General features: G+C 40.6%; 24 protein-coding genes. 18 read left to right on the top strand and 6 right to left on the bottom strand.

The window, feature by feature from the left end:
- The first annotated feature begins 298 nt into the window (after window positions 1–298).
- From I588_RS07315 to I588_RS07305, 3 genes are all read left to right on the top strand, one after another.
- Window positions 299–2,203, top strand: a complete 1,905-nt coding sequence (locus tag I588_RS07315) for an endonuclease MutS2 (protein ID WP_010755688.1) — start codon at window positions 299–301, stop codon at window positions 2,201–2,203.
- Between the two features lie 137 nt (window positions 2,204–2,340).
- A complete protein-coding gene (gene rsgA / locus I588_RS07310) occupies window positions 2,341–3,672 on the top strand; it encodes a ribosome small subunit-dependent GTPase A (protein ID WP_010755689.1) in 1,332 nt (443 codons plus the stop codon).
- 298 nt (window positions 3,673–3,970) lie between these two features.
- Window positions 3,971–4,609: a DUF536 domain-containing protein gene (locus I588_RS07305; RefSeq protein ID WP_010755690.1), complete on the top strand. Its 639-nt coding sequence runs from the start codon at window positions 3,971–3,973 to the stop codon at window positions 4,607–4,609.
- Window positions 4,610–4,643: 34 nt separating this feature from the next.
- Here the strand turns inward: I588_RS07305 and I588_RS07300 are convergent, their stop codons facing one another.
- From I588_RS07300 to I588_RS07280, 5 genes are all read right to left on the bottom strand, one after another.
- Window positions 4,644–5,027, bottom strand: a complete 384-nt coding sequence (locus I588_RS07300) for a VOC family protein (protein ID WP_010755691.1) — start codon at window positions 5,025–5,027, stop codon at window positions 4,644–4,646.
- An 84-nt stretch (window positions 5,028–5,111) separates the two neighbouring features.
- The gene (locus I588_RS07295) at window positions 5,112–5,891 is read right to left on the bottom strand and encodes a helix-turn-helix transcriptional regulator (protein WP_010755692.1); all 780 of its coding nucleotides are present in this window, start codon (window positions 5,889–5,891) and stop codon (window positions 5,112–5,114) included.
- Entirely contained in the window at window positions 5,884–6,180 is a 297-nt protein-coding gene (locus tag I588_RS07290) for a nucleoside triphosphate pyrophosphohydrolase family protein (protein ID WP_010755693.1), read from the bottom strand. Before I588_RS07290 ends, I588_RS07295 begins: the two co-directional genes overlap by 8 nt.
- A 93-nt stretch (window positions 6,181–6,273) precedes the next feature.
- Entirely contained in the window at window positions 6,274–6,675 is a 402-nt protein-coding gene (locus I588_RS07285; RefSeq protein ID WP_010755694.1) for a DUF2871 domain-containing protein, read from the bottom strand.
- A gap of 11 nt (window positions 6,676–6,686) precedes the next feature.
- Entirely contained in the window at window positions 6,687–7,070 is a 384-nt protein-coding gene (locus tag I588_RS07280; RefSeq protein WP_010755695.1) for an HsmA family protein, read from the bottom strand.
- A gap of 169 nt (window positions 7,071–7,239) precedes the next feature.
- Here I588_RS07280 and I588_RS07275 point away from each other — a divergent pair, with 169 nt between their 5' ends.
- The 12 genes from I588_RS07275 (at window position 7,240) to nagB (ending at window position 21,358) form a co-directional block, all read left to right on the top strand.
- Window positions 7,240–7,512, top strand: a complete 273-nt coding sequence (locus I588_RS07275) for a SemiSWEET family transporter (protein WP_010755696.1) — start codon at window positions 7,240–7,242, stop codon at window positions 7,510–7,512.
- A gap of 308 nt (window positions 7,513–7,820) precedes the next feature.
- On the top strand, window positions 7,821–10,598 hold the full coding sequence (locus I588_RS07270) for a sigma-54-dependent transcriptional regulator (protein ID WP_034692386.1): 2,778 nt from the start codon (window positions 7,821–7,823) through the stop codon (window positions 10,596–10,598).
- A 191-nt stretch (window positions 10,599–10,789) separates the two neighbouring features.
- Window positions 10,790–11,284 carry a PTS sugar transporter subunit IIB gene (locus I588_RS07265; protein WP_211219404.1) on the top strand — a complete coding sequence of 165 codons (495 nt, stop codon included), beginning with the start codon at window positions 10,790–10,792 and terminating at the stop codon, window positions 11,282–11,284.
- Window positions 11,285–11,357: 73 nt separating this feature from the next.
- Window positions 11,358–12,332: a mannose/fructose/sorbose PTS transporter subunit IIA gene (locus tag I588_RS07260; protein WP_010755699.1), complete on the top strand. Its 975-nt coding sequence runs from the start codon at window positions 11,358–11,360 to the stop codon at window positions 12,330–12,332.
- 33 nt (window positions 12,333–12,365) lie between these two features.
- The gene (locus I588_RS07255; protein WP_010755700.1) at window positions 12,366–13,175 is read left to right on the top strand and encodes a PTS mannose/fructose/sorbose transporter subunit IIC; all 810 of its coding nucleotides are present in this window, start codon (window positions 12,366–12,368) and stop codon (window positions 13,173–13,175) included.
- A gap of 18 nt (window positions 13,176–13,193) precedes the next feature.
- Entirely contained in the window at window positions 13,194–14,105 is a 912-nt protein-coding gene (locus I588_RS07250; protein WP_010755701.1) for a PTS system mannose/fructose/sorbose family transporter subunit IID, read from the top strand.
- Between the two features lie 106 nt (window positions 14,106–14,211).
- Complete coding sequence (locus I588_RS07245; protein WP_010755702.1) at window positions 14,212–14,583, top strand: DUF956 family protein; 372 nt, start codon at window positions 14,212–14,214, stop codon at window positions 14,581–14,583.
- A 429-nt stretch (window positions 14,584–15,012) separates the two neighbouring features.
- Window positions 15,013–16,773, top strand: coding sequence for a PTS mannitol transporter subunit IIBC (locus I588_RS07240; protein ID WP_010755703.1), 1,761 nt, complete (start codon window positions 15,013–15,015; stop codon window positions 16,771–16,773).
- An 80-nt stretch (window positions 16,774–16,853) separates the two neighbouring features.
- Window positions 16,854–18,911 carry a BglG family transcription antiterminator gene (locus I588_RS07235; protein WP_010755704.1) on the top strand — a complete coding sequence of 686 codons (2,058 nt, stop codon included), beginning with the start codon at window positions 16,854–16,856 and terminating at the stop codon, window positions 18,909–18,911.
- 13 nt (window positions 18,912–18,924) lie between these two features.
- Window positions 18,925–19,362, top strand: a complete 438-nt coding sequence (locus I588_RS07230; protein WP_010755705.1) for a PTS mannitol transporter subunit IIA — start codon at window positions 18,925–18,927, stop codon at window positions 19,360–19,362.
- A gap of 1 nt (window position 19,363) precedes the next feature.
- Window positions 19,364–20,503 carry a mannitol-1-phosphate 5-dehydrogenase gene (locus tag I588_RS07225; protein WP_010755706.1) on the top strand — a complete coding sequence of 380 codons (1,140 nt, stop codon included), beginning with the start codon at window positions 19,364–19,366 and terminating at the stop codon, window positions 20,501–20,503.
- 153 nt (window positions 20,504–20,656) lie between these two features.
- Window positions 20,657–21,358, top strand: coding sequence for a glucosamine-6-phosphate deaminase (nagB, locus tag I588_RS07220; protein ID WP_010755707.1), 702 nt, complete (start codon window positions 20,657–20,659; stop codon window positions 21,356–21,358).
- 88 nt (window positions 21,359–21,446) lie between these two features.
- On the opposite strand, the gene I588_RS07215 is transcribed toward nagB, so the two are convergent.
- Window positions 21,447–22,463 carry a hypothetical protein gene (locus tag I588_RS07215; protein WP_010755708.1) on the bottom strand — a complete coding sequence of 339 codons (1,017 nt, stop codon included), beginning with the start codon at window positions 22,461–22,463 and terminating at the stop codon, window positions 21,447–21,449.
- 379 nt (window positions 22,464–22,842) lie between these two features.
- On the opposite strand from I588_RS07215, the gene I588_RS07210 reads away from it, so the two are divergent.
- From I588_RS07210 to I588_RS07200, 3 genes are all read left to right on the top strand, one after another.
- Window positions 22,843–23,514: a response regulator transcription factor gene (locus I588_RS07210; RefSeq protein WP_010755709.1), complete on the top strand. Its 672-nt coding sequence runs from the start codon at window positions 22,843–22,845 to the stop codon at window positions 23,512–23,514.
- Complete coding sequence (locus I588_RS07205) at window positions 23,490–24,617, top strand: sensor histidine kinase (RefSeq protein ID WP_010755710.1); 1,128 nt, start codon at window positions 23,490–23,492, stop codon at window positions 24,615–24,617. The genes I588_RS07210 and I588_RS07205 overlap by 25 nt, the downstream gene beginning before the upstream one ends.
- A gap of 93 nt (window positions 24,618–24,710) precedes the next feature.
- Window positions 24,711–25,370, top strand: a complete 660-nt coding sequence (locus I588_RS07200; RefSeq protein WP_010755711.1) for an ABC transporter ATP-binding protein — start codon at window positions 24,711–24,713, stop codon at window positions 25,368–25,370.

Raw genomic sequence — 25,370 nt, 5'->3', positions numbered from 1 at the left:
ACAGTTTTTTTGATAAAGTTGACAGGGATTCGTCAGCTTGGTATAGTGTTTTTGAGAATAAATTAAAACCTAGAACGAATGGGGACTTTTTTGTGAGTGTAACAGGTATCTAAATCAGTAAGTTGAATAGCCAATAAACATGAAGGTTTATTTGGCGTGCTTATATGAGTGATACCTGTCGATAGATAGAATGAGTGTGTTCTAAGACGATAGTATGACTATCGTCTTTTTTGTATTTTCTAGGTGAATAATTTATTTAGGGACGGGTATCTCTCTTCAGAAAAAGGAGAAGAGATCAATGAATAACGAAACAATTAACCATTTACAATTTGACCGAATTATTAGTGAAATCCAAAGTCGGGCAATCGGTGACTATAGTAAAGAACGAATCGCGGCTATCACACCGCAAAGCAATTTGGCAACAGTGAAAATGTGGCAAAAGGAAACTCAAGAAGCACGGCTGATTATTGACAGCAGTCAGCATGTTCCTTTTATGGGGTTAAGTCAGATTAACCAGTTGATCGGTCAAGTAAAAAAGGGAATGATTCTGTCCCCGCAAGAGCTGATTGAAGCTGCTGACTTTTTACGCAGTAGTCGTATGATTACTAAGTTTTTTGAAAAAAATAAATTTCAGACACCACTACTTTATAACTATGCTAAGGAATTGCCTCAGCTGGAAGTAGTTGAAGAAAGTGTCTACCAAAAGATTCATAATAAGAAGGTTAGCGATGATGCTTCTAAGGGCTTGCGAAGAGTGCGCAAGCAGCTGCAGGAAACGGAAAAAAATATTCAGGACAAGTTAATGAAGTTTATTCGCCATCCTTCTAATAAAGAGATGCTGCAAGAAGCTTTAATTATCAAAAAGGGTGAACATTACACCGTTCCGATTAAAGCCAGTTACAAAAATCGTGTAGCTGGAACCATCGTAGAGCAATCCAGTAAGGGGCAAACAGCGTTTATCGAACCGATGGCAATTGCGAAGTTGAATGAACGACACGCACTTTTGAAGGCTGAGGAAATTGCTGAAGAATATCAAGTGCTGGCAGAATTAACTGGTTTGTTTGCTGAGCATGAATTGGTGATTGATTTTGCAATAGAAACTATTACGGCCTTTGATATTATTTTTGCTCGAGCGAAGTATAGTCGCGAGCTACAGGGGATTACGCCGACTGTAAATAAATCAGAAGTCATCGAGATTAAAAAGGGGCGTCATCCATTTTTGCCAAAGGATGCTGTACCGTTGGACTTCACATTAGGGGAAGACTACCGCGGTTTGGTGATTACCGGAGCCAATGCTGGAGGTAAAACAGTTGTGCTGAAAACAGTTGGCTTACTGACTTTGATGACGATGATTGGCTTACAGATTCCGGCTGAAGCTGGGACGAGAATTGCGGTGCTGGATAATTTGTTTGTTGATATTGGCGATCAGCAGAATTTAGAGAATGCCTTAAGTACTTTTTCGGGCCATATGCATAATATTGCTCAAATTCTAACTAAGGTAAAACGTAATACGCTCATTTTACTAGATGAGATTGGCAGTGGAACGGAACCGAACGAGGGAGCTGCCTTAGCTGTTGCGATTATGGAAGCTATGTATGAAAAAGGTGCCTTAGTGGTTGCCACTACACATTATGGGGAGATCAAACGTTTTGCTGAGATTCATGAAGATTTTGTCCCAGCAGCAATGGCTTTTGACCGAGAAACGCTAACACCGAAGTATCGACTGCAGGTTGGTGAAATTGGTGACAGTCAGGCCTTATGGATTGCTAAAAAAATGCATATGTCCAAGGAGCTGATTCGTCAGGCTCAGAAATATATCGATCAAAAGGATTATCGAATCACTAAACAGCATTTCAAGCAAGTAGAAGAAGTGAGTTTATTCAGAAAAGAAAAAGAAATCACTAAGTATCACAAAGGGGATCGTGTGCGTTTGACAGAAACAGAAGCAATTGGTTTGGTTTATCAAGACGAAGGTGCGGATCGGGTTGACGTCTTGGTTGATGATCAAATCATCGAAGTACAGCGTCAGCGAGTTCAGTTGGTCATGTCCGCTCAGCAGCTCTATCCGCAGGACTATGATTTAGACAGCCTGTTTGTTGATTTCCAAACTCGGAAAAGAAATCGTGATTTGGATCGCGGATCGAAAAAAGCCCAAAAACAATTAGACAAAGAGATGCGAGAAAGACGTTTCTCTGGTAAATAATTCGGAAATGAGTAGAAAGAGGTGTAGTTGTTTGACGTCAATTGTCAACCATCGGCTTTTCAGCTGATGGATCAATAATGAGAAAAAAGCTGAAAAGTCAAGAAGGGAGCAGATAACTAAACATAAGGAGTAAAACCATGAATACAAACCATTCAGAAAAAGCATTAATTACTTCTGTTCATAAAGATTTATTTGGCTTTACCTGTGCTAAAGGTGCGGGTTTTGCTAAGGTGAAGCGAGGAAACTACCTGAAAGAAGCGGAGGATTATCCGACGGTTGGCGACAAGGTAGCACTAGATTATCAAGGACAGGATTACAGTCTGATTTTAGAAACTTATCCGCGCAAATCGTTATTTGCTCGGGCTGATTCAGCTGTCTGCGGTTATAAAAGGCAAGTTGTAGCGGCTAACTTTGATTATGTTTTCATTTTGCAAGCAATCGGTCATGACTTTAATTTGCGACGACTGGAAAGATACCTGAGTTTGGCTTGGGAGTCGGGAGGATTACCCGTAGTTTTATTAACGAAAATTGATGAAGTGTCAGACTATTCTCGTCAGCTCGCGGCGGCAAAAGGAGTTGCTGTAGGAGCTAAGGTTCATGCAGTCAGTGCAGTTACTGGTGCCGGGATGAAGGAGTTGGAGGCGTATTTGCAGCCCGACAAAACCATCGTTTTATTAGGTTCTTCGGGAGTTGGTAAATCTACCTTATTAAATTATTTAGCAAGGGAACCATATATGGATACGGCCGAGGTAAGAGTGCAGGATCAACGAGGTCGTCATACTACTAGTCATCGTCAACTGATTACCTTGCAAGAAGGATCCAGGGTGATTGATACTCCTGGAATGCGGGAGCTTGGTATGTGGGAAAGTTCTGCAGGCTTGGAAAAAAGCTTTGCTGATGTCAGTGATTACTTAGGTCGATGCAGATTTAATAATTGTCAGCATCAAAAAGAACCTGGCTGCCGAGTAAAAGAGGCGCTTCAGGCAGGAGAGCTTTCACTGGAAAGATGGGAGAGCTATTTAAGACTTACAATTGAAGCTCGTTTTACAGAAGACAAGGAAGAGTATTTGCGGAAAAAGGAGAAGCGTCTTAAGCAAATCTCTCAATTTGCGAAGCAACTGAAACAACCAGATTATCGTAATGAAGCCTGCACAGACAGCTTTGTTTGCGAGGATTGTGGGAAAGCGGCGGTGCCTGAAGCGGCAGGAAGCAAACATCGTAACCATTGTCCTCATTGTCTGGCTAGTAAGCATGTAGATAATCGCCCTGGTGATCGGGCGGCCCTTTGCCAAGGAACCATGGAGGCGGTTAGTCTCTGGTCAAGAGCACAGGGGGAGTGGGCAATTATTCATCGTTGTCGTTCCTGTGGTGTGTTAAAATCTAACCGAGTGGCCGCAGATGACAATCAAGAAGCACTGCTAAGGCTAATCCAACAAGTAATGCAGCAGGCACCTTTTCCAATAGAATGATCAAAAGACTATAGCAGCTGAATAAAAGGTTGCTATAGTCTTTTATTTCTCTTATCATTTTTCTTTAAGATTCACTCCTTGTTTTTAACAAAAAATAAGCGTAATCAAGACTTTTTCCCGACTTTCTATTTACCATATGTAAGCTAATATAAATAACAGGTATAATTCGATGGGAGTTGAGCCTGTTTTTAATAAAAAGTTATAAAAAACTAGCAAATGAGCAGGTTTGTTAAACAGTATCGATTGATTTATAATTTAATTGATAGGTGAAAAAGAACGTTAACTAGGGGAGTCAGATATGAATAAAACGTTAGAGGAGTTAGCGCAGGAATTAGTCATAAGCAAAGGCCAACTGAAAAAATTGCTAAACCAAATGGGTATTGTTGACGTTGGCAAAACGGGTTTAAGCGATAAACAGGTGAAATTTATTCGTTTAATTGTCAGCAGTCAGCGGCAACGTCAGCAGGAGAAAATTACTGCTGAATCCTATGAAGAACAAATCTTAGAAGAAAGTGTCGAGGAACGAGGGTTCCCTAGTGTAGGGGAGTTTGTTCTAGAGCAGCTGGAACAAAAGGATCGAACAATCACTCAACTGCAGAAGCTTTTAGATCAGCAGCAGCAATTGAGTCTTGAAGATAAGCGGATGCTGCGTTTTTTCAGCAGTCAGCTGATAGAAAATACCCGAGAATTTATATCATCGGAGCAGATCCCATTTCTAGATGAACAAATTGTTGAGAAGCTGGTACTAGAAAATAAACAATTAAAGCAGGAGAATTTACGCCTGAAGCAAAAGGAAATTCGGCTAACTGAAGAAAAGCAGCGGGTGACGGAAAACTTGAATCATTGGATGAATTACTATGCTGATTTGCAGGAGAAGTATGATAAGGCGACAGCTGGACAAACGAGTTTTTTGAAAAAACGTTGGAGCTTTAAATAGAAGCAGCCCAGCTAAATTTAGCTGGGCTGCTGATTTAGCTTTCGGCGAAGGTGAGTACATAACCAGAATTATCAAGAATAGCAAATTCCTTTGTGCCATAAAAAGTCTCGTGAAGGTCTGCTGCCAGAGTAACGTTAGACTTCAAAGATTGGTAAAGCTGATCGAAATCCGTGACCTTAATAAATAGAGTAATGCCTGGTTTGGTTGCTGAAGTTTCCAGCATCGGATATTCTTTGATTAGGTTGCGGCGTTCTTGAAACATTAAATGCAACCCGTCCTTTTCGACAATGGCAAACTGAAGATAGCCTTCATCGTTGGGAACAGACGCGACTAGGCTGAAGCTTAATTTTTCTTGATAAAAAACCAAGGTTTCCTCAATGCTGTCCACCATTAAATTAGCAGTTAATTGTTGATACATAAGTATTCCTCCCATCGGTGTTCTTAATTGAACCCCTTTTTTCTACTTTATGGGAAAAAGGCCCAGATGGATAGGAAAAATCCGTCACTGACGGTAATGCTGAATTAATTCTCGTGGTGTGATTCCAATATTGCGTTTGAAATCCTGGATAAAATGAGATTGATCGTAATAATAATCCAAAGTAGACGCCTCATCAACCTGCATTAATCCCTGCAGAGCCTTTTGAAAACGTAAAATAGACAGGACTTTTTTTGGAGACAAGGCATACTTCTCTTGGAACATTCTTTGGCAGCTACGTTCTTTCATTTCAAGCTGATTATATAAATCGGTAGCTGTCATAGGCAGCTGTTCGTTTAAGTTATCGAACAAATGGGTGAAGGTGTCTGCTTTTTTTCTTTCCAATAGCTGTGTCCAATAATGAATGAGGTAGTCCTTAGCAGCAAAAAATGGTAGAGAGAAAAATTTATCTGAATCAAAGGCAGGATCAACTGTTTCAATAGGTAAAAAGCGATCCATCCCAAGCTCAGCTGGCAGCTGGAATAATTGGTTGAACGCACCAGGCTTCATTCTCAGTCCTAGAAAGCGTTCATTAGAAAAAATCGGAAAATGAAAATCTGTCTCCCGAGTGCCGGAAAACCCGATTTGCTGCTGATCGAAGGCGACAACTAAATCAATACAACCATCAGCGATAATAATGTTTTCAAGATGTCGCGCTTCTGCAATACGTGGAAGCATCTGCCAAACACAAATAACAAATTCACTTAATGGTTCAATGACTTCTTCCTGATAATCCACAGATTGACGGAAGGCTTTCGACAGCAGGTTAGGAATTTGGACAGGATAGTAGCCAGCAGGTTTAAGCATCTTGTTTTGCCTGCCATTTAGCCAGCTTGGTTTCTAGTAAATCCTGTAATTGCTCATTGCTAGTGCCTAATTTATGCAAAAGGGCAAAGGCAACCAATAGAGTATCCGCGATTTCTTCTTTTACATCCTCGGTTGTCAGCATTTTGTATTCGCTGCCTGGTGCTTTTTGGCTGGAAAGCAGGGCTTGAGCTGTTTCGCCCACTTCCTCCATCAGCTTTAATACCAGTTGCTGTTCATTCTTTTGTTCCTTTTCTGCTGTTCGGAAAATTTCGTCTAACAATTCATTCATCGCTGCGCTCCTCCATCGGTTTTCTTCTATTATATAGAGTAGAATTTGGGATGAAAAGAAAAAATCGCTCCTCAGCAACAGAGGAACGATCGATCATGCCGGCAAAGCCTTTAATAAGCTATGGAAGAAAAAGCCTAAACCGATAGTTAACAGTAGGTGACCGATGCCGGCAATCCCTGAAATGGCCGCCGAATCCGGATAACCGAGAACGGTCAGGGTACCATGAAGCAGCAACATTCCTATAGTGATTACTAAACCAGCGTTAAAAAATAAATAAAACTTCTGGAAATGCTTCTGTTCGCTTAGCTTGAAATTCTTTTCTAGCAACAGAACAATCAAGAAGAATAGCATTCCTAAAACTAATGTATGCGTGTGTAGGACGGACAACTGTGTTTTTCCGGAAAAAGCGGTGAACTTAGTGAATTCTCGGTAATACACTCCGAAAACTAGACCGGCAATCATGTAAATCAAACTTGTTTGAGCCAATTTGCGCATTTTTTTTCCTCCTAGTGATTCATTCCAACAATTAAGCCAGCAACATACGGCAGCAGCCAGAAAAGCCAAACAACTAAACTAAAGCGATGAAACGTATGTTTAGCGTTGGAACTTCCTTTGAAGTAAACGTAGATTCCCCAGATTAGATGACAAGCCATCAAAATGATAGCTAAAACACCCGTTACTTGATGCAAGGTTAGCCCAGCAGCGGGAGCTGTTTTAGCTATAGCTGACATGATAGTGGTTCCAGTCGTATCAAAAATGAGCCCAAAGGCAAAAAGAAAAAGATGCTTCAGTTTTAATTCTCCAGCACGACGCTCAGAAAAAACACCCCACGTATAAAAGACAAGAGCTAGAGTAATCGTAATGATAGCTAATAATAATTTGGTTGACATAGTTCCCTCCTTGAGTGACGGTATGTCACTCTTTGTAATAAGTATAAACTATAGGTGACGAAATGTCACTATTAAATAAGGGCAGCCTTTTCCTTGAGCTTTTTAACTTAGGTAATCAGAGAGGTTATGCTATACTAACCGGGAAAACTTAGTATAAGGGATGAGCAAAATGAGTAAAAAAAACGAGAGAGAACATAAAATTCAACAGTTAGGCCGAGCTGCCTCGGTTTTATCTGTGTTGATGTATGTTTCATACATTCCCCAGATTTTGAACAATCTTCAAGGGGATAAGGGCAGTCCAATCCAACCTTTTGTAGCAATGGTCAATTGTACGTGCTGGGTAATTTACGGCGCACTGAAGAAGCAAAAGGATTGGCCGTTGGTCATTGCCAATTTGCCAGGAATATTTTTGGGTGCAATCACCTTTTTTACGGCAATCTAAGTCCCTTTTTTGGGACTTTTTTATTGAATTCTGCTTTTTCAATTATATGATGGTATTGATTGTTGATAATAATACACTAATCGAATAATGCAACAGATAATGTTTATTGAAAGAATTAATCTTTATTATCTAAAGATATTCTTCCTTTAATAATGGGTATTTGCTTAATGAAATATATTATAAATGCGTAAAGTGAAAGGGTAATCTTTTGTGTTTGAGAAGAAACTAGTGTATTATTTCTTTAGAAAATAATTATGAATTTGTGAAGTGGATAGGAAGAAATGATACACTTAAAAGTGGGTGGAAAAATGGAACGACGAATTGATCGTATTTACCAATATGTTTGTGATCACGCCAATGTAACAACCAATGAAGTTGCGGATGCTTTGCAAATTCAACGAACCAACGCTAGTAAAGATCTGAATTTGTTAGTGAAAGATGGGACGTTGTGCAAAAGTGATGGACGTCCGGTTCGCTATTTTGCACCAGCGCAAAAATCAGAATTAGCTCAAGTGACTACTGAGGCGGCTTCTGCTGTTCAAAAGGAACGGCCAGAAAAAAGAATTCTGAAGCAACAGCAAGGTGATGTTTTTACGAGAATCATCGGCTCCAGCGGTAGTATGCGTAATGCTGTTGAGCAGGCTAAGGCAGCAATTCTATACCCGCCACGTGGATTGAATTGTTTAATTACAGGTCCTACCGGCTCGGGAAAAACTTTCTTTGCCCATGCCATGTTCCAATTTGCTCAATCGCAGCAGGTGATTGACGAAAATCGTGAACTAGTGGTGTTTAACTGTGCCGACTATGCCAACAATCCTGAGCTGCTGATGAGCCACTTATTTGGTTATGTAAAAGGGGCCTTTACTGGGGCTGACAGCGATAAGGAAGGGCTGATTCAACAGGCTGATGGCAGCATGCTCTTCTTAGATGAAATTCACCGGTTACCGCCAGAAGGTCAGGAAATGATTTTTTATTTTATGGATCACGGCAGCTATAATCGTTTAGGAGAAACCGGCAAAAACCATCGTGCAGATGTTCGGATTGTAGGGGCAACTACGGAAGACCCGCATTCTTCTTTACTAGATACCTTTGTCCGCCGAATTCCTATTAATATTCAGATGCCGCCGTTTAATAATCGGCCACCTGCTGAACAAGTTGATCTGGTACGGGTAATGGTGGCTATGGAGGCTAATCGGATTCAACGCAATATTACTTTGGCTGAAGACGTGGTAAAGGCATTGTTGGGAAGTGTGACCTATGGAAATGTCGGTCAGTTGAAATCCAATGTTCAGCTAGTCTGTGCGCGTGGCTTTATGCTGCATATGAATCAGGACAAAATTTCTATTACCTTGAATGATCTGACCGATGGGATCAAGTCAGGTTTGGTTCAATTGTCAGCAGATCGTTTCAAAACGACTGATATTTCACCTTATTTGGAACCTAAGATGATTGTCACACCGAATGAGATTGAAGAATTAATCAAAACAGATACCTACGAACTGCCTTACAATCTTTACGATATTATTGGCGACAAAGCGGCTCTCTTAAAAATGGAAGGATTGGATCAGGAAACCATCAATCATTTTATTTCAACCGATATCAATATTCATTTGAAATCCTTCTATAAAGATCATGGCTTTACCTTTGATACAGAAACGCGTTTAGCCGAATTTGTCGACAAGCATGTAATTGAAGTAAGTAATCGAATTGCTACTTTAGTAAGTGAGCGGTTGAATACGTACTTCCAGCAGAATTTTGTTTACGCTATGAGCCTGCACATTTCTTCGTTTTTGAAAAAAATTCAGGAAGGAGAAACGCGGGAAACCAATGCCAACATTCGTGAGATGGCAACAAACTATCCTAAGGAATTTCAGGTAGCGCAGGAAATTCGTCAGTTAGTAGAACAGGAATTTCAGGTTAAAATTCCTGATAGTGAAGATTATTATTTGACCGTCCTACTCGTTTCATTAAGAGAAGATCAACCAACAGGTAAAATTGGTGTTGTCATCGCAGCTCACGGAAATAGTACGGCTTCCTCCATGGCTCAGGTCGTAAGAGAGCTGCTGGATGTAAATAATTTAAGGGCTGTCGACATGCCTTTAGATATGCATCCTAGAACGGCTTTTGAAAAAATTCGCGAAGCTGTTCTTCAAGTGGAGGAAGGCAGCGGTGTATTACTGATGGTGGATATGGGCTCATTGGCTTCATTTAATGATGAGCTACAAAAAGAAACCGGAGTACCTATCCGAACTTTGGACATGGTGACCACTCCGCTAGTAGTAGAAGCTGCTAGAAAATCTAGTGTGTTGGGCTCAGGTATTGAAGAGTTGTATGAATCTTTGAAAGGCTTTAGAGGTTACGGAAAAGTGGCTTTGGAAGAAGAGAAGCCTAAGGTAGAAGAAAAACAGGCAATTTTAGCCATTTGTGCTTCCGGTGAAGGAACAGCTCAACGACTTAAGGAAATTATTGAATGGCCGTTGAAACAGCGCAAGTTAGAGCATATCCGGGTGCTGACCCTTTCGGTGACTGAAATTAAAACCAAGATCCCTCAATTCAAAGAGGAATACAAAATAATCGCTACAACCGGAATTATGGACCCTAAAATTGGTGTTCCGTATATTCAAATGGAAAAATTCATTAACCAGCGTGCGGATCAGGTAATTGATGAGTTGCTGTTGGAAAATGATTTGGAGAACCAAGCCGAGGTAGAGCTGACCCATGAAACGGCACGCGAATTGTGTATCAAGTTTATGGAAGAAAGCTACACCTTCGTTAATCCGAAAAAGATCATTGAACCTGTCTGGCGTTTGGCAAATTCAGTAATTCTGGATGAAGGACATTCCTCCGATTATGCTTTAATGGTAAATTTTGTTATGCATATGGCTGGTGCGATTGAACGAAGTATCTTAAATCAGCCTCTGCAAATTGATAAAGAGACATTGACTGAATACCAGCATGTTACAGACAATACAGCAATGAATCGTGCTTTAAATGATTTAGAAAATCAGTTAAAGGTAACATTTTCAGAATCAGAGCGATACTATATTTATCAGTTGTTAAAGAACCATGAAGAACTAGTACAATAAAGATACACAAAAAGCGATACAGTATACTGTATCGCTTTTTGTGTATTGTTTAAAAGGCTTGATATAAAGCTTTTTACAGATAGTGTATTTTGGCACGGTACTTGCTTATATATAAGTGAGTGCTTGTGTACTCATCAGCACATCGGATCTTTTTAATAAGTTGAATCAGAATTGGGGGTGACGCAATGGTGATGGATGTCCGTCTAGCACGGATTGATGATCGTTTGATTCATGGGCAAGTGGCAACTGTCTGGTCAAAAGCTACTGGAGTGGAACGAATACTTGTCGTCAGTGACGAAGTGGCTCACGATGAATTGCGGAAATTCCTGTTAAAGCAAGCTGCTCCACCAGGAATCAAATCCAATGTTATTACGAAGAAAAAAATGGTTGAAATCTATCATGATCAATTATTTGATCAACTGCGCGTTATGCTCTTATTCGCTACACCACAGGATGTTTTAGAAATAGTAGAATCGGGTGTTGGTTTAAAGTCAATCAACATTGGAGGCATGCGATTTTTAGAGGGGAAGAAAATGGTAACAAATTTTATTTCCTTAAATGAAGACGATGTCAAATGTTTCTTAAAACTTGCTGAGTATGGGATAGAACTAGAAACACGTAAGGTTCCAACCGATCGCAAGAATGATTTGATTCAGCAGATCCAAAAAGAAAAGATGCTGCCGTAAAAAATCTGGTTACAGGTTCTTAGAACTTATTTATATTATTTAGACTGTAACAATAATAGTAGGAGGTAAAAAGATGGTAGGAATTATCATTGCCAGTCATGGTGAATTCGCTAATGGTATCTTGCAATCCGGAGCAATGATCTTTGGAGAACAAGAAAATGTAGCAGCAGTTACATTAATGCCAAGTGAAGGTCCTGATGACGTTAAGGCAAAAATGAAAGATGCGATCGCTTCTTTCGAAAATCAGGATGAAGTGCTGTTCTTAGTCGATCTTTGGGGTGGAACACCATTCAACCAAGCCAATAGCTTGTTTGAAGAACACAAAGACACTTGGGCAATCGTTGCTGGTATGAACTTGCCAATGTTGATTGAAGCTTATGCTTCTCGTTTCTCAATGAACACTGCTCACGAAATCGCTGCTCATATCTTGGGCACTGCAAAAGAAGGGGTCAAAGTAAGACCTGAAGAGTTGGAACCAGCAGAAACGGCTGCCGCTCCAGCTGCTGCACAGCCTTCTAATGCTGGCGCTCCTGGAACATTTAAGTATGTTTTAGCACGTATTGATTCTCGTTTGCTGCATGGACAAGTAGCAACTGCCTGGACTAAAACTACCGGACCAACACGGATTATCGTAGTATCTGATACTGTGGCGAAGGATGAACTTCGTAAGAAATTAATCCAACAAGCTGCTCCTCCAGGTGTGAAGGCTCACGTTGTACCAGTTGATAAAATGATTGAACTGGCAAAAGACGACCAACACTTTGGCGGACAACGCGCATTATTGCTTTTTGAAAATCCTCAAGATGCACTTAGAGCAGTTGAAGGAGGCGTTCCATTGGATACTATTAATGTAGGATCAATGGCTCACTCACCAGGTAAAGTTCAACCAAATAAGGTTTTAGCTTTCAGTCAAGATGATCTAGATGCATTTAAAAAATTGAAAGAACTTGGCTTAAACTTCGATGTTCGAAAAGTGCCAAATGATTCAAAAGGCGACATGGACGAAATCATGAAAAAAGCGCAAGAAGAATTGAACAAACAAAAATAATTATTTTATCAGAGAAACGGAGGATTAATAATCATGGAATTAAACATTATTCAAATGATATTAGTCGTTATCGTCGCATTCTTAGCTGGTATGGAAGGTATCTTGGATGAATTCCATTTCCACCAACCAGTAATCGCTTGTACGTTAATCGGCTTAGTTACAGGTAACTTATTGCCATGTCTTATTCTTGGTGGTACCTTGCAAATGATCGCTCTTGGTTGGGCGAACATTGGTGCCGCTGTAGCACCCGATGCTGCATTAGCATCTGTTGCATCAGCAATTATCTTAGTACTTGGTGGACAAGGACAAGCTGGAGTATCTTCAGCGATCGCTATCGCAGTTCCTCTAGCAGTTGCAGGTCTATTGTTAACAATCATTTGTCGTACAATTGCGACAGCTTTCGTTCACTTTATGGATGCTGCTGCAAAAGAAGGCAATATCAAAAAAGTTGAGTTATGGCACATTATTGCAATTGCTATGCAAGGGGTTCGTATCGCAATCCCTGCTGTCCTAATTTTAGCTATTGGAGAAGGTCCGGTACGTGGATTGTTAGAATCTATGCCTGTTTGGTTAACAGATGGCTTAGCAATCGGCGGTGGCATGGTAGTGGCTGTTGGTTATGCAATGGTTATCAACATGATGGCTACAAGAGAAGTATGGCCATTCTTTGCAATCGGATTTGTATTGGCAACTATTTCACAAATTACTCTTATTGGTCTTGGTGCAATCGGTGTATCTCTTGCTCTTATTTACTTGGCCCTTTCTAAACAAGGTGGCGGTTCAGGTAACGGCGGCGGTTCTAACACTGGTGACCCACTAGGCGATATCATTGATAACTATTAAGAAAGGAGCTAACACGAAATGGCAGAGCAATTGAAATTAACGAAAAAAGATCGTATTTCCGTTTGGTTGCGTTCAACCTTTATTCAGGGTTCTTGGAACTATGAACGTATGCAAAATGGTGGTTGGGCATTCTCAATGATCCCAGCAATCAAGAAATTATATCCTAATAAAGAAGATCGTGCCGCAGCATTGACACGTCACTTGGAATTCTTTAATACACATCCATATGTAGCTTCACCAATTATCGGTGTAACATTAGCACTTGAAGAAGAACGTGCGAATGGCGCTCCTGTAGATGATGTAGCAATTCAAGGGGTTAAGGTCGGTATGATGGGACCTTTAGCTGGTATTGGAGATCCAGTTTTCTGGTTCACAGTTAAACCGATTCTTGGAGCGCTAGCTGCTTCTTTAGCATTAGCTGGAAATATCTTAGGACCAATCATCTACTTTGTTGGTTGGAACGTAATTCGTATGGCATTTATGTGGTATACTCAAGAATTTGGCTACAGGGCTGGTTCTAAAATTACTGATGACTTATCTGGTGGATTATTGCAAGATATTACAAAAGGTGCTTCAATTTTGGGGATGTTCATCCTAGGATCATTGGTTAACCGCTGGGTATCCGTTGGCTTCAAACCAACAGTATCTGAAGTACAATTGGACAAAGGCGCTTATATCGACTGGGGTAGCTTGCCATCAGGTGCTGCAGGAATCAAATCAGCATTAGAGCAACAAGCAGCAGGTCTTTCATTAAGCGATGTTAAAGTAACAACACTACAAGACAATTTAGACAGCTTAATTCCAGGATTAGCTGGCTTAGGATTAACACTTCTATGTATGTGGTTGCTTAAGAAAAAAGTTTCACCAATTTTTATCATTCTTGGTTTATTCGTAGTGGGTATCCTTGCTCACTTAGTAGGATTGATGTAAGAAAAACTAGCCTGGGCAGTGATGCCTGGGCTTTTTATGTCTTTTGCTTAAAAGGCTAAAAAACAGTATAATGACTAGTGAAATAAAAGGAGATGGAGCAAAGCAAATGGTTCAATCAATCAACACCCAAGTTGACTTAGTCATGAATGCCACTTCTCATATGGGAATGACCGATTATGGGAAAATTATGATTGGTGATAAAGGGTTCGAATTTTTCAATGATCGTGATGCACGCAAATTCATTCAAATTCCTTGGGAGGAAGTAGATCAAGTAATTGCTTCTGTAATGTTCAAAGGAAAATGGATTCCTCGTTATGCCATTCAAACTAAGAAGAATGGAACCTTTACTTTCTCTTCAAAGGAACCTAAAAGAGTTTTACGGGCAATTCGCGAGTATGTTGATCCAAATCACATGGTGCAATCCTTAAGCTTTTGGGATGTTGTCAAACGAGGATTTAAGTCAAGATTTAGTAGATAAACTGGCTATTGCAGTCAGTTTTTTGTTTACTCAAATGTACATAAATGCTGCTGAATTATCAGATGCCAAACCAATCCCCATAAATAATTTATCTGATGAAAAGAAACTAGCAATTGCGTCTTCTATGAATGATCACAAAACAGAATAGGCTGCTTTACTGAAAAGTGCCCAATTTATTCAATAAGAGGCGATGATCTGTCACAGGATCAATTTTATGACGTTAACAACCTAAAGATTTATATATTAGCTTTATTCAAGTCAAATATAAACAGTTATGACAATCTGTCAAAAATTGTGCCTGACAAAGTTGGCACAAAGTTCTGTGCCAAAGCTCTATTTACTATTAATTGAAAGCACTTACTGATACAGGCTACAATATACATGTAAACGAAATCATTCTATTTTATTATTTTGAAGGAGGAAATGAAAATGGAAACTACTGCAAAGAAAAGCGGACTGAAAGCAAAAGTCCAGCGACTAGGCAGCCACTTGTCAGGGATGGTTATGCCAAACATCGGGGCCTTTATTGCCTGGGGTGTTATTACAGCACTATTTATTGAAGCGGGGTATTTCCCAAATGAGCAGTTAGCGACACTCGTTAGTCCGATGCTTACTTTCTTATTGCCATTATTGATTGCTTACACAGGTGGTAGCATGGTACATGGTCAACGTGGTGCGGTTGTTGGGGCAATTGCAGCGATGGGGGTTATTGTAGGATCAGAAGTTCCGATGTTTATTGGAGCGATGATTATGGGACCTCTTGGCGGTTGGTGTATTAAGAAATTTGATGACGTATTTCAAACAAAAATTAAAGCCGGTTTTGAAATGCTGGTTAACAACTTCTCGTCTGGTTTAATCGGTTTTGCTTTAGCGGTTGTCGGTTTTTACGCGATTGGTCCAGTAGTAGGCTCACTAACAAATTTAATGGCTGCAGGTGTTGAAGCAATCATTAACATGCGTCTATTGCCATTAGCAAATATCTTTATTGAGCCAGCGAAGATTCTATTCTTGAACAATGCAATTAACCACGGAATCTTAACACCTCTAGGGGCAGATCAAGCAGCAGAAGCTGGAAAATCAATTCTATTCTTACTTGAAGCAAACCCTGGGCCAGGTTTAGGTGTGTTGTTAGCCTTCACCCTATTTGGCAAAGGTTCAGCGAAATCTTCTGCACCAGGTGCGATTATTATTCAATTCTTGGGTGGTATCCATGAGATTTACTTCCCATATGTAATGATGAAACCATTGTTGTTCCTAGCAGTTATGGGCGGCGGTATTGCTGGAACCTTCACCTTCCAATTACTAGGTGCTGGTTTACGAGCAGCGGCTTCACCAGGATCAATCATTGCAATCCTGGCAATGACACCACCAGATAGTATGCTCGCTGTTATTGCAGGGGTTATCGTTGGTGCAGCTGTTTCATTCTTGATTGCTATGGTTATCATTAAAGCGGATAACAGTGAAGAAGATGATTTAGCAGCAACTCAAGCAGCTGTTCAAGAAGCAAAATCTGCAAGTAAAGGTCAAGCAGCTGTTCAAGGCGGCAACCAAGAAATGTTCGGTAATGTAAACAAAATCATCTTCGCTTGTGACGCAGGTATGGGTTCAAGTGCAATGGGTGCTTCTGTATTACGAGACAAAGTGAAAAAAGCAGGAATTAATATTCCAGTATCAAATTCAGCGATTAATAATTTGTCTGATGATCCAAATGCTTTAGTCGTAACGCAAGAAGAATTGTATGATCGTGCAAGTCAAAAAGCGCCGAGCGCAACCTTTGTCCAAGTAGAGAACTTCATGAATTCACCACGTTATGATGAAATCGTTGAACGTTTATCTGATGGTCCAGCAGCAGGTAATGATGGAAAAAAGTTGAGTGACGATGTCGTTGAAGGTGTTGCCGATTACGACAGAGTAGACCACATCGTCTTTGCGTATGAAAAAGGAAAAGGCTCAGCCAATATGGGCGCAACTGTCATGAAGAAGGTCTTAAAAGAGCATGGTGTCAGCTTGCCAGTAACTGTAGCAATGATCCAAGAATTGAAGGATGAGCCTTCAGCTATGATCGTTACGGTTAAAACAGAAACAGTGAACGCGGAGCAGCAAGCACCAAGCGCTGTTCACGTACCGGTAGCTGATATGGTAACCTCAGAAAAATATGATAAAATTGTCGCTCAGTTAAAAAATAAGTAGTCTTTTTTGCAGAATCGTATTACCCTTAAAGCAGTGAGTATTCACTGCTTTTACCCTTTTACTATTTGGAGGAGGTACTCGTGTACTTTTCGGTTCGAGAAAAAAAGATTTTAGCTCTTTTGTTGGCTTACCCAGCTGGGGTTCAGCTGGATCAGCTTCAGCATGAGCTAAACGTTAGCAAGCGTACGATTTATCGTGAAATTTCCAGTATAGAAAAAACTATCAAGCCTTTAGATGTTCAAATTATCAAACCTCGCGGCGAGGGATATCGAATCGTTGGTGAGAGTATTAATCTTGATAAGCTGAGGGATCAGCTGGAGGAAAATAAAGAAGAGCTGTTTACCGATAATGTGCAACGGCAAAGTGCAATTGTTACTAATTTGCTGATGCTGGATGAAGAGGAGACGATTGAAGGGTTGTCAATTGATTTTCAGGTCAGTCCATCAACGATTGTTTCTGATTTACAGGCGATTGAGCAAAGCTTGGAGGACTATCGTCTGCAGCTGCTGCGATTAAAGGGTCGAGGAATAAAAATTTCCGGCCGAGAAAAAGAAAAGCGGCAAATTTTGGGAAATCTAATTTTTAACGGAGTGAATGAATATGAATTTTTTCAATTCATTGATCAGTTAAATGAAGAGACTACTGAAGCTGAGACAGACAATTTTTTCTTAAAGCAGCTATCTCCGCAAGGCTTGTATTTAGCTAGAGATATTCTTTACCATATACCACAGTATTCGCTAAAGGAAGTTACCGACAATCAGTTACAGCGAATTCTGATTTTGCTGGCTCTGTCGGTTGACCGGATTCGTCAAGGTAAGTTTGTGGAAGAAGAGCAGGACAGCAGTCCGAAGCCAGAAAGCATGCAGATTGCCAGTCAGATTATGATCAAGGTGGCTACTTATTGCGGGCATTCGATTCCGGCACAGGAGGTTCGCTTTTTTGCTTATCAGCTGGAAGGTATTAATTACAAGAAGCCGCAAAATATTTTTATTGATCATTTTGATGTGGAGCTGTCCTATCAGATTAAGGAACTCATTCGCCTAGTTTCAGAGGACAGTGGTCTAGAGTTTCGTAAAGATGAGCAATTGTTTAATGATTTGCTTACTCATATGTCAGCGGCTTTAAAAAGAAGTATGACGGTATTGCCGAATATGGTAAATCCGCTGCTGCAAAAAATTCAGGAAAAATATAGTACGTTGACGCAAGCCGTAACCAATCAGCTGGCAGTCATTTTTCCCAATCATCAGTTTACCCACGATGAGCTGGGCTATGTCGTCATTCACTTTGCCACTTCTCTGGAGCGCAATCCCTCCAGCAAAGGATTGTTTGTTTTAGTCCTGTGTTCCAGCGGGATTGGAACCGCTCGAATTTTAGAGAGTCGCATCAAGAAATACATGCCGGAAATTCAACAAATTCAAGTCGCAAAGATTTCTGAGATGAATCGGTTGAATTTCAAACAGTATGACCTGATTCTGGCTACGGTCTTTTTACCAGAATTTACGCTGCCGTATAAAGTAATTTCACCACTGCTCTTGGATGAAGAAATCCAAGAGCTGCGGACGTATATCCATGACGTGCGGCCGGAGACGGAACGCATGGTAGTTGAAGAGACTGTTCAAGAGCCCGGGGAAGATTTCAATAATCTTTATGAAACGATGCGTACGGCCAATCATTTATTGAATCAGCTTGAGGTGCGGCCATTCGCGGCAGAAGAAACGATTGAGTTAACTTTGGAAAAGGTGATTGGCGAACTGGAAGGTTCAGTAGTGACCAATGCTGAGTATGTTACACAAAAGGTAATTGACCGCTATATTGTTGCGCCAATTGGGGTTCCAAATACCAACTTTGCCCTGTTCCATAGTGCCAACAAGCATGTATTGGAGCCGTATTTTGCTATTTATGATTTGGATAAGGCCTTCTCGATTTTGGGTATGGATAAAAAGAGTATCAAGTTGACTCGGGTATTGCTGCTGTTAGCACCTGACCCGTTGCTGGAAGCGCAAAAAGGCTTGCTGGGAAAAATCAGCAGTTCTGTTATTGAGAGCGATTTGAACACTGAGATTTATAAGTTTGGTAATCATGAGCTAGTGTATCAATTACTCAGTTCACTGTTCATTAAAGAGATTAAAGAGAACTAAGGAGGAAATACAAATGGATTTACAACCAGAAATGATTTTATTGGATCAATCCTTTGCAGACAAAGAGGAAGCGATTCGCGCGTGTGGACGTCTACTTGTGGAAAATGGCTGTGTGGATGAAGCGTACATTGAAGCCATGATTGAACGGAATCAGTTAGTGTCTACTTATATGGGGAATTTTATTGCGATCCCTCACGGCACGGACGAAGCAAAACGTTTTGTGAAAAAAAGTGGCATTTCAATCGTTCAAGCACCAAACGGCGTACAATTTGGCAACGATGACACAGAAGACGTAGCGATGGTTCTATTTGGTATTGCTGGGGTAGAAAATGAACATTTGGACTTGTTGCAAAAAATTGCGATTTTCTGTTCAGATGTGGAAAATGTCGTGAAGCTTGCCGATGCTCAAACAAAAGAAGAAATCATCGGTTATTTGCAGGAGGTTGAATAGGATGCGCGCAACTCACTTTGGTGCCGGTAATATTGGACGCGGATTTATTGGAGAAATTTTAGCCAAAAATGGTTTTTCAATCGATTTTGTTGATATCAATGCCACCATTATTGATGCGTTAAATGAACGCAAGGAATACACCATTGAATTGGCTGATGAAAACAAAGAGCAAATTCATGTTGAGAATGTGGATGGCCTTAACAATCAGACGAACCCTGAAGCAGTAGTAAATTCAGTTGCTGCAGCAGACATTGTGACCACCGCAATCGGTCCGAATGTGTTGCCTTTTATTGCGGAATTGATTGCTAAAGGAATTCAACAACGAAAAGCTGAAAACAATACCGCACCACTTGACGTAATCGCCTGTGAAAATATGATTGGCGGCAGCCAATTTCTATTTGAAAAAGTTAAAGAGTATTTAACTGATGAAGATATGGACTATGTTGAAGCTTATGTTGGTTTTCCTAATGCAGCAGTCGATCGAATTGTGCCGATTCAGCATCACGAAGATCCATTGTTTGTATCAGTGGAACCCTTTAGTGAATGGGTCGTTGACCAAACACAATGCAAAAACAAAGAACTGCATTTAAGTGATGTGACCTATGTTGAAGATTTGGAACCGTATATTGAACGCAAATTGTTTTCAGTTAATACCGGTCATGCAACAGTGGCTTACACTGGAGCAAATGCTGGTTATCAAACCATTGATGAAGCAATCGGGCACCAAGAGGTTTTAGATCAGTTGAGAGCAGTGCTGGCAGAAACCGGCAGTCTGTTAATTGCTAAATGGGGCTTTGACCAAGAGCAACACCAGGCTTACATCAACAAAATTGTTGGTCGTTTTGAAAATCCTCATATCTCTGACAGTATTGATCGAGTGGCTCGTACGCCAATTCGCAAGCTAGGTTACGATGAACGTTTTATTCGACCAATCCGTGAGCTGAAAGCTCGTGGCTTAGGATACATGCACTTAGTTGAAGTTGTAGCAATGATCTTGAAATACAAAGATCCACAGGATGAGCAAAGTGTTCAACTGCAAGCCATGCTGAAGGAGCAATCTTTGGAAGCTGTTATTACTGAAGTAACAGGTGTAGACGACGATACGTTAATTGCTGAAATTGTTGCAGAATACAATAAATAGATCCTGATTTTCAGGATCTTTTTTTGATTCTCATGAGAACCATTGATAATCGACTTAGCAATTTCTTATGATTTGGTCTAGACATTTATATTGCTTAATCCGCTGGATGGTGTTAAAATTGGTGTATACCAAATAGACAAAGGAGCGTTTACCATGGAAGTAATTCGCGTAAAAGATGCCCAAGAAGGCGGAAAAAAAGCATTTGAACTAATTAAAGACGGTATGGCTAATGGTGCGAAAGTTTTAGGACTAGCAACTGGCAGCACTCCTGAAACCTTATATCAAGAAATGACCCGCAGTGATTTGGATTTTTCTAACATGACTTCTGTTAATTTAGATGAATACGTAGGTTTAGGCGGCGAAGATACACAAAGCTACCGCTACTTCATGAATGACCATTTATTCAACAAAAAACCTTTCAAAGAAACTTTTGTTCCTAACGGTAAAGCAGAAGATTTGGAAGCTGAAGGCAAGCATTACGATGATATCATTGCTGAGCATCCAATTGATATTCAAGTATTAGGAATTGGCCGCAACGGACATATCGGTTTTAACGAACCAGGTACACCATTTGATGAAACAACGCATGTCGTTGAATTGACTGAATCAACAATTGAAGCTAACAAACGTTACTTCGATAAGGCTGAAGATGTACCAACACATGCTTTATCCATGGGTATCGGCTCAATTATGCAAAGCAAAAAAATCTTATTGCTCGCTTTTGGCGAAGCAAAAGCTGATGCAATTAAAGGCATGATCGAAGGCCCAGTAACAGAAGATCTACCAGCAAGTGTGCTGCAAAATCATTCTGACGTAATCGTAATTATTGACGAAGAAGCAGCCAGCAAGCTATAAACAAGCATAATTAAACGATTGGTCGGCAAACGCACAGTTTGTCGGCTTTTTTTGTTGGAATCATCAGAGCAGAGGACTGCTAGTCAGCTTATTTCCGCCTGTTCCGTTTACGGTTTTTGCCTTTCTTGCCTTTCTTTTTTGAGGCTTGTTCGATAGTCGGCTTTTTTTCTTGTTTTGATTTATTAAACAATGTATTAGAGTCCTTAAGTTTCTTGGAGTGATCTGACGTCAGTTTTCCTATCATCTCGCGAGCCAGTTCAGACTGGGATTTGACAGGAGGGGCTGCCTCTTCCGCTGGGGAAGCCTTGTCTGGCTTTGATTCAGCAGTTTTGTTTGACTTGATTATCTGGCTGTTGCTGTCAGGCACTTGTGCTGCTTTGCTTGGCTTAGCTGATGCAGTTTTGCTAGTCGATGCAGATGATTCTTTCTCAGCCTCCTGCGATTCAAACATGGGATCTTTTTCGTCACGCATATTAAAGTCATACTCCCGCTCATCCACGGCGAAATGCATCTTCACCACTCGAACAAATTTGCGGGTGCCATCATCCTTTTGTAAGATAGTTACTTCGCCTAAAATATCCAACACGGCTTTACGATCCTGCTTGGTTAGCGGACGCACCGCATTACCTAGACTCCAACTGTGCAGCTTGCCGTTTTCATCTTCAAAGGCGGCTTTTAGGATTCGTTTTCTATCTGTCGTTTGTTCTTTAGAATGCAGAATTGGTCCTAAAGTATTCATATGTGAACGCGCTTGCTCAGTCAAGGTTAAGAATTCTTGCTGGTTCTTAAATAAACGAGAAATAACAGTTTGCCATTCCTGCGAACTGAAAAAAGGTTGAAAATAGCTGCATAAATGACGGACAGAGGAAAGGTCATCAGAGCTCGTCAAAAACAACGAGCGAATTCGCTTTCTGGCTACATCGGAGAAATCGTTCTCACTGAAAAAATTGCGTACTAGAACAACAAGTGCTGCTTGAATAATGTGCACTGCGTTAGCGTTTTCAGTAAAATGACTTTCAAAGCGGGCTTCCAGCGTCTTTTTGCTTTTTATTGAGAACAGCTGGCGGGCTTCCAGCTTTACGTTTGATGCGGTAGTTTTTGACATGATGACCTCTCCTTACAAATGTTATTATAATCTCACATTCCCCATTCTAAATTTTTTTGCAAGGGATTTCAATAGGCAATGTTACTAAAAATTTGTTTCTTTTTAACAGTAATGCCATTTTTAGAATTTAACTTGTATTTTTAAAAAATGAGAAAAATTTCATTTCTGCATCAAAAATAGATTCTACGATACGAAATGTCATTTCTTTAAAATAGAACCTGTTATTTAGCGCTTGTAAAAAATTTTTAGACAAAACTGTTTTTTTAGACGAAGAGATTAGTTCGTCCAAAGATTTTTAGCGGTACTTTTTAAGCGAAGATTGTATCCAGCCGTATTCCTTGCTAAAGTAGAACTATACCAATAGGAACGAGGAAGGCCAATGCGAAAAATTTTACTGCTAGAGGATGATAAAAATTTGAATCGGGGCATAAATCTCTGCTTGACCAAGGAAGGATATGAGGTAGTACCCTGTTTAGACATTGCTTCAGCTAAGGCGGCATTTAAGCAAAATAAAATTGATGTCATCATCAGCGATATATCTTTACCCGATGGCAGTGGACTGGACTTTTGCCAGGAAATCCGCCGCCAATCCAGCGTAATAATTGTGATGTTGACCTCCTACAATCAAGAGTATGACATTGTTACCGGCTATGAACATGGCGCAGACGATTATGTTACTAAACCCTTTAGCTTAATGGTCTTAATCGCTAAGATCAACGCATTGGTTAAACGGATTGCGGAGCCAAATGCGCAGAAATTAACTTCTGAGGAGCTCTGCCTGTCTTTATCAGAGATGAAAGTGACGAAAGACAACGAAGCCTTGCTTCTGAGTAAAACGGAGTTGCAGCTGCTCACTATTTTTATGAAGAATCCTAAACAAATTCTTTCTGCTGATCAGCTGCTGGAGCAAATTTGGGATACAAAGGGAAACTATATTGACAGCAATACGGTCTCGGTAAATATCAGCCGGCTGCGACAAAAGATTGGCAAAGAGAAGATCAAAACAGTCAGAGGGGTAGGCTATTTATGGGTTTCCGACGTGCAAAAATAATTGGAGCGTTTATCGGGATTATCGTGATCAGCTTAGGATTCATCAGCTGGAATCATGTCGCAATGCGGACAGCATTAGAAGCTGATCGAACTGCTCTTCTAGGAAGCTTAAGTGAAAATGAAGACTTTTCTGAGGCGCAATTAATCAAATCCTTCAATCAAGCTGGCAATGCAGCCGATTATAATAACGGCGCTGAATTAGAGGTGAAATATGGGCTGAACACGCGGGAAACAGCGTATGAGTCATTGGTTCAATCTTATTTACTGCGGGATTTGCTACTGGTGTTTACTGCCGTTTTATTATTATTCCTGCTGTCTATTCGGAATCTAAAGGAGCAACAAAAGCTGCGGGAGGAATTGGAGCGTGTAGAGCATCAATCCCTTACTGAAAAAAAACAATCCGCTCTTTTATTGCATCGTACCCGCCAGGAGGATAGTCAAATCAAGTCAAGTATCACGGATATTTCCCACCAGCTAAAAACACCGGTAGCTTCTTTAAAGCTGAGTTTGGAGATTGCATTGTCTGAAGACTATACAGCAGTCGAACGTCAGGAATTCAGTGAGCAAGCAGTCCTGCAAATCAACAAATTGGACTTAATGCTGGATGGATTGGCGAAAATTTCGCAAATGGAGACCGATTTGATTCAAATCAATCCGCAAAAATACCGGTTAAAGCAATTAGTAAAAGAAGCAATTAATGGTGTGATCATCAAAGCTCTTGAAAAAGAAATCGAAATTGAAGTAGGAGCAATGGATGAGGTCACTATTTTTGTTGACCACAAATGGACCCTAGAAGCTATCAGCAATGTGCTGGAAAATGCGATTAAATATTCACCTGCGCATACTACGATTCAACTTCGCAGCAACTCGTTAGTAACATATGTGGTGTTAGAAATTCTTGATGAAGGTCCAGGTATTCCCAAGCAGGAACAAACCTTGATTTATCAGCGCTTTTATCGTGGCGAAAACAGTCAGCAGGTAGAAGGCTCAGGGGTGGGTCTGTATCTAACTAGAAAAATAATTGAAGAGCAGGGGGGTGCCATTTTAGTTAAAAATCGTGTGGCTCAGGGGGCAAACTTTCAATTAACGTTTCCTTTATCCTAATCCTTTCTTACAGTTTTGTAACGTTCTCTGCAAGTGAGTCGCAAGGTTCAAACAGTAGACTAAAGGTAAGGTAAAAGAAAGAAGGAGACTAGGATGATCTTAAGAATTAGGGATTTGATGAAGCATTATGACGATGGAAACAGTATTGTAAAAGCAGTTGACCAGGTTGACTTGGATGTGCATAAAGGGGAATTTATTGCCGTTGTCGGGAAATCGGGATCAGGCAAAAGTACCCTGCTGAATTTAATTGGCGGCTTGGATCGGCCGGATTCTGGTGAAGTCTTAGTGGAAGGCAGAAATATTTACCGGATGAAAGATGAGCAGTTAGCGGTCTTTCGCCGTCAAAAAATTGGGTTCATTTTTCAAAATTACAACCTGATTCCTTCACTAAATGTCTGGGAAAATGTGGTTTTGCCAATTGGCTTAGATAATCGTAAAGTAAATGTTCATTTTATCGAAGATTTATTAACTACCATTGGCTTAAACGATCGCAAAAAAGCTTTGCCGAGCATGCTTTCTGGCGGCCAGCAGCAGCGAGTAGCCATTGCCCGAGCAATTGCAGCAGAGCCGGCAATTATCTTGGCTGATGAGCCGACCGGGAACCTGGATACCAAAACTGAGCTTGAGGTCATGTCCCTGTTAAAGAGCTCAGTAGAAAAATTTGGTCAAACCTTGATTATGATCACGCATGACGAAGGGGTGGCTCAAACCGCCGATCGGATTATTCACATTGAAGACTGGCGGGTGATCTAA

Source organism: Enterococcus pallens ATCC BAA-351 (assembly GCF_000407485.1).
GTDB lineage: Bacteria > Bacillota > Bacilli > Lactobacillales > Enterococcaceae > Enterococcus_A > Enterococcus_A pallens.
This window is presented reverse-complemented; position numbering and strand designations above follow the sequence as displayed.

Excerpts from the sequence above, each read along its gene's own strand:
- I588_RS07315 (WP_010755688.1), top strand. The coding sequence starts at position 299 with ATGAATAACGAAACAATTAACCATTTACAATTTGACCGAATTATTAGT.
- rsgA (WP_010755689.1), top strand. The coding sequence starts at position 2,341 with ATGAATACAAACCATTCAGAAAAAGCATTAATTACTTCTGTTCATAAA.
- I588_RS07305 (WP_010755690.1), top strand. The coding sequence starts at position 3,971 with ATGAATAAAACGTTAGAGGAGTTAGCGCAGGAATTAGTCATAAGCAAA.
- I588_RS07300 (WP_010755691.1), bottom strand. The coding sequence starts at position 5,027 with ATGTATCAACAATTAACTGCTAATTTAATGGTGGACAGCATTGAGGAA.
- I588_RS07295 (WP_010755692.1), bottom strand. The coding sequence starts at position 5,891 with ATGCTTAAACCTGCTGGCTACTATCCTGTCCAAATTCCTAACCTGCTG.
- I588_RS07290 (WP_010755693.1), bottom strand. The coding sequence starts at position 6,180 with ATGAATGAATTGTTAGACGAAATTTTCCGAACAGCAGAAAAGGAACAA.
- I588_RS07285 (WP_010755694.1), bottom strand. The coding sequence starts at position 6,675 with ATGCGCAAATTGGCTCAAACAAGTTTGATTTACATGATTGCCGGTCTA.
- I588_RS07280 (WP_010755695.1), bottom strand. The coding sequence starts at position 7,070 with ATGTCAACCAAATTATTATTAGCTATCATTACGATTACTCTAGCTCTT.
- I588_RS07275 (WP_010755696.1), top strand. The coding sequence starts at position 7,240 with ATGAGTAAAAAAAACGAGAGAGAACATAAAATTCAACAGTTAGGCCGA.
- I588_RS07270 (WP_034692386.1), top strand. The coding sequence starts at position 7,821 with ATGGAACGACGAATTGATCGTATTTACCAATATGTTTGTGATCACGCC.
- I588_RS07265 (WP_211219404.1), top strand. The coding sequence starts at position 10,790 with ATGGATGTCCGTCTAGCACGGATTGATGATCGTTTGATTCATGGGCAA.
- I588_RS07260 (WP_010755699.1), top strand. The coding sequence starts at position 11,358 with ATGGTAGGAATTATCATTGCCAGTCATGGTGAATTCGCTAATGGTATC.
- I588_RS07255 (WP_010755700.1), top strand. The coding sequence starts at position 12,366 with ATGGAATTAAACATTATTCAAATGATATTAGTCGTTATCGTCGCATTC.
- I588_RS07250 (WP_010755701.1), top strand. The coding sequence starts at position 13,194 with ATGGCAGAGCAATTGAAATTAACGAAAAAAGATCGTATTTCCGTTTGG.
- I588_RS07245 (WP_010755702.1), top strand. The coding sequence starts at position 14,212 with ATGGTTCAATCAATCAACACCCAAGTTGACTTAGTCATGAATGCCACT.
- I588_RS07240 (WP_010755703.1), top strand. The coding sequence starts at position 15,013 with ATGGAAACTACTGCAAAGAAAAGCGGACTGAAAGCAAAAGTCCAGCGA.
- I588_RS07230 (WP_010755705.1), top strand. The coding sequence starts at position 18,925 with ATGGATTTACAACCAGAAATGATTTTATTGGATCAATCCTTTGCAGAC.
- I588_RS07225 (WP_010755706.1), top strand. The coding sequence starts at position 19,364 with ATGCGCGCAACTCACTTTGGTGCCGGTAATATTGGACGCGGATTTATT.
- nagB (WP_010755707.1), top strand. The coding sequence starts at position 20,657 with ATGGAAGTAATTCGCGTAAAAGATGCCCAAGAAGGCGGAAAAAAAGCA.
- I588_RS07215 (WP_010755708.1), bottom strand. The coding sequence starts at position 22,463 with ATGTCAAAAACTACCGCATCAAACGTAAAGCTGGAAGCCCGCCAGCTG.
- I588_RS07210 (WP_010755709.1), top strand. The coding sequence starts at position 22,843 with ATGCGAAAAATTTTACTGCTAGAGGATGATAAAAATTTGAATCGGGGC.
- I588_RS07205 (WP_010755710.1), top strand. The coding sequence starts at position 23,490 with ATGGGTTTCCGACGTGCAAAAATAATTGGAGCGTTTATCGGGATTATC.
- I588_RS07200 (WP_010755711.1), top strand. The coding sequence starts at position 24,711 with ATGATCTTAAGAATTAGGGATTTGATGAAGCATTATGACGATGGAAAC.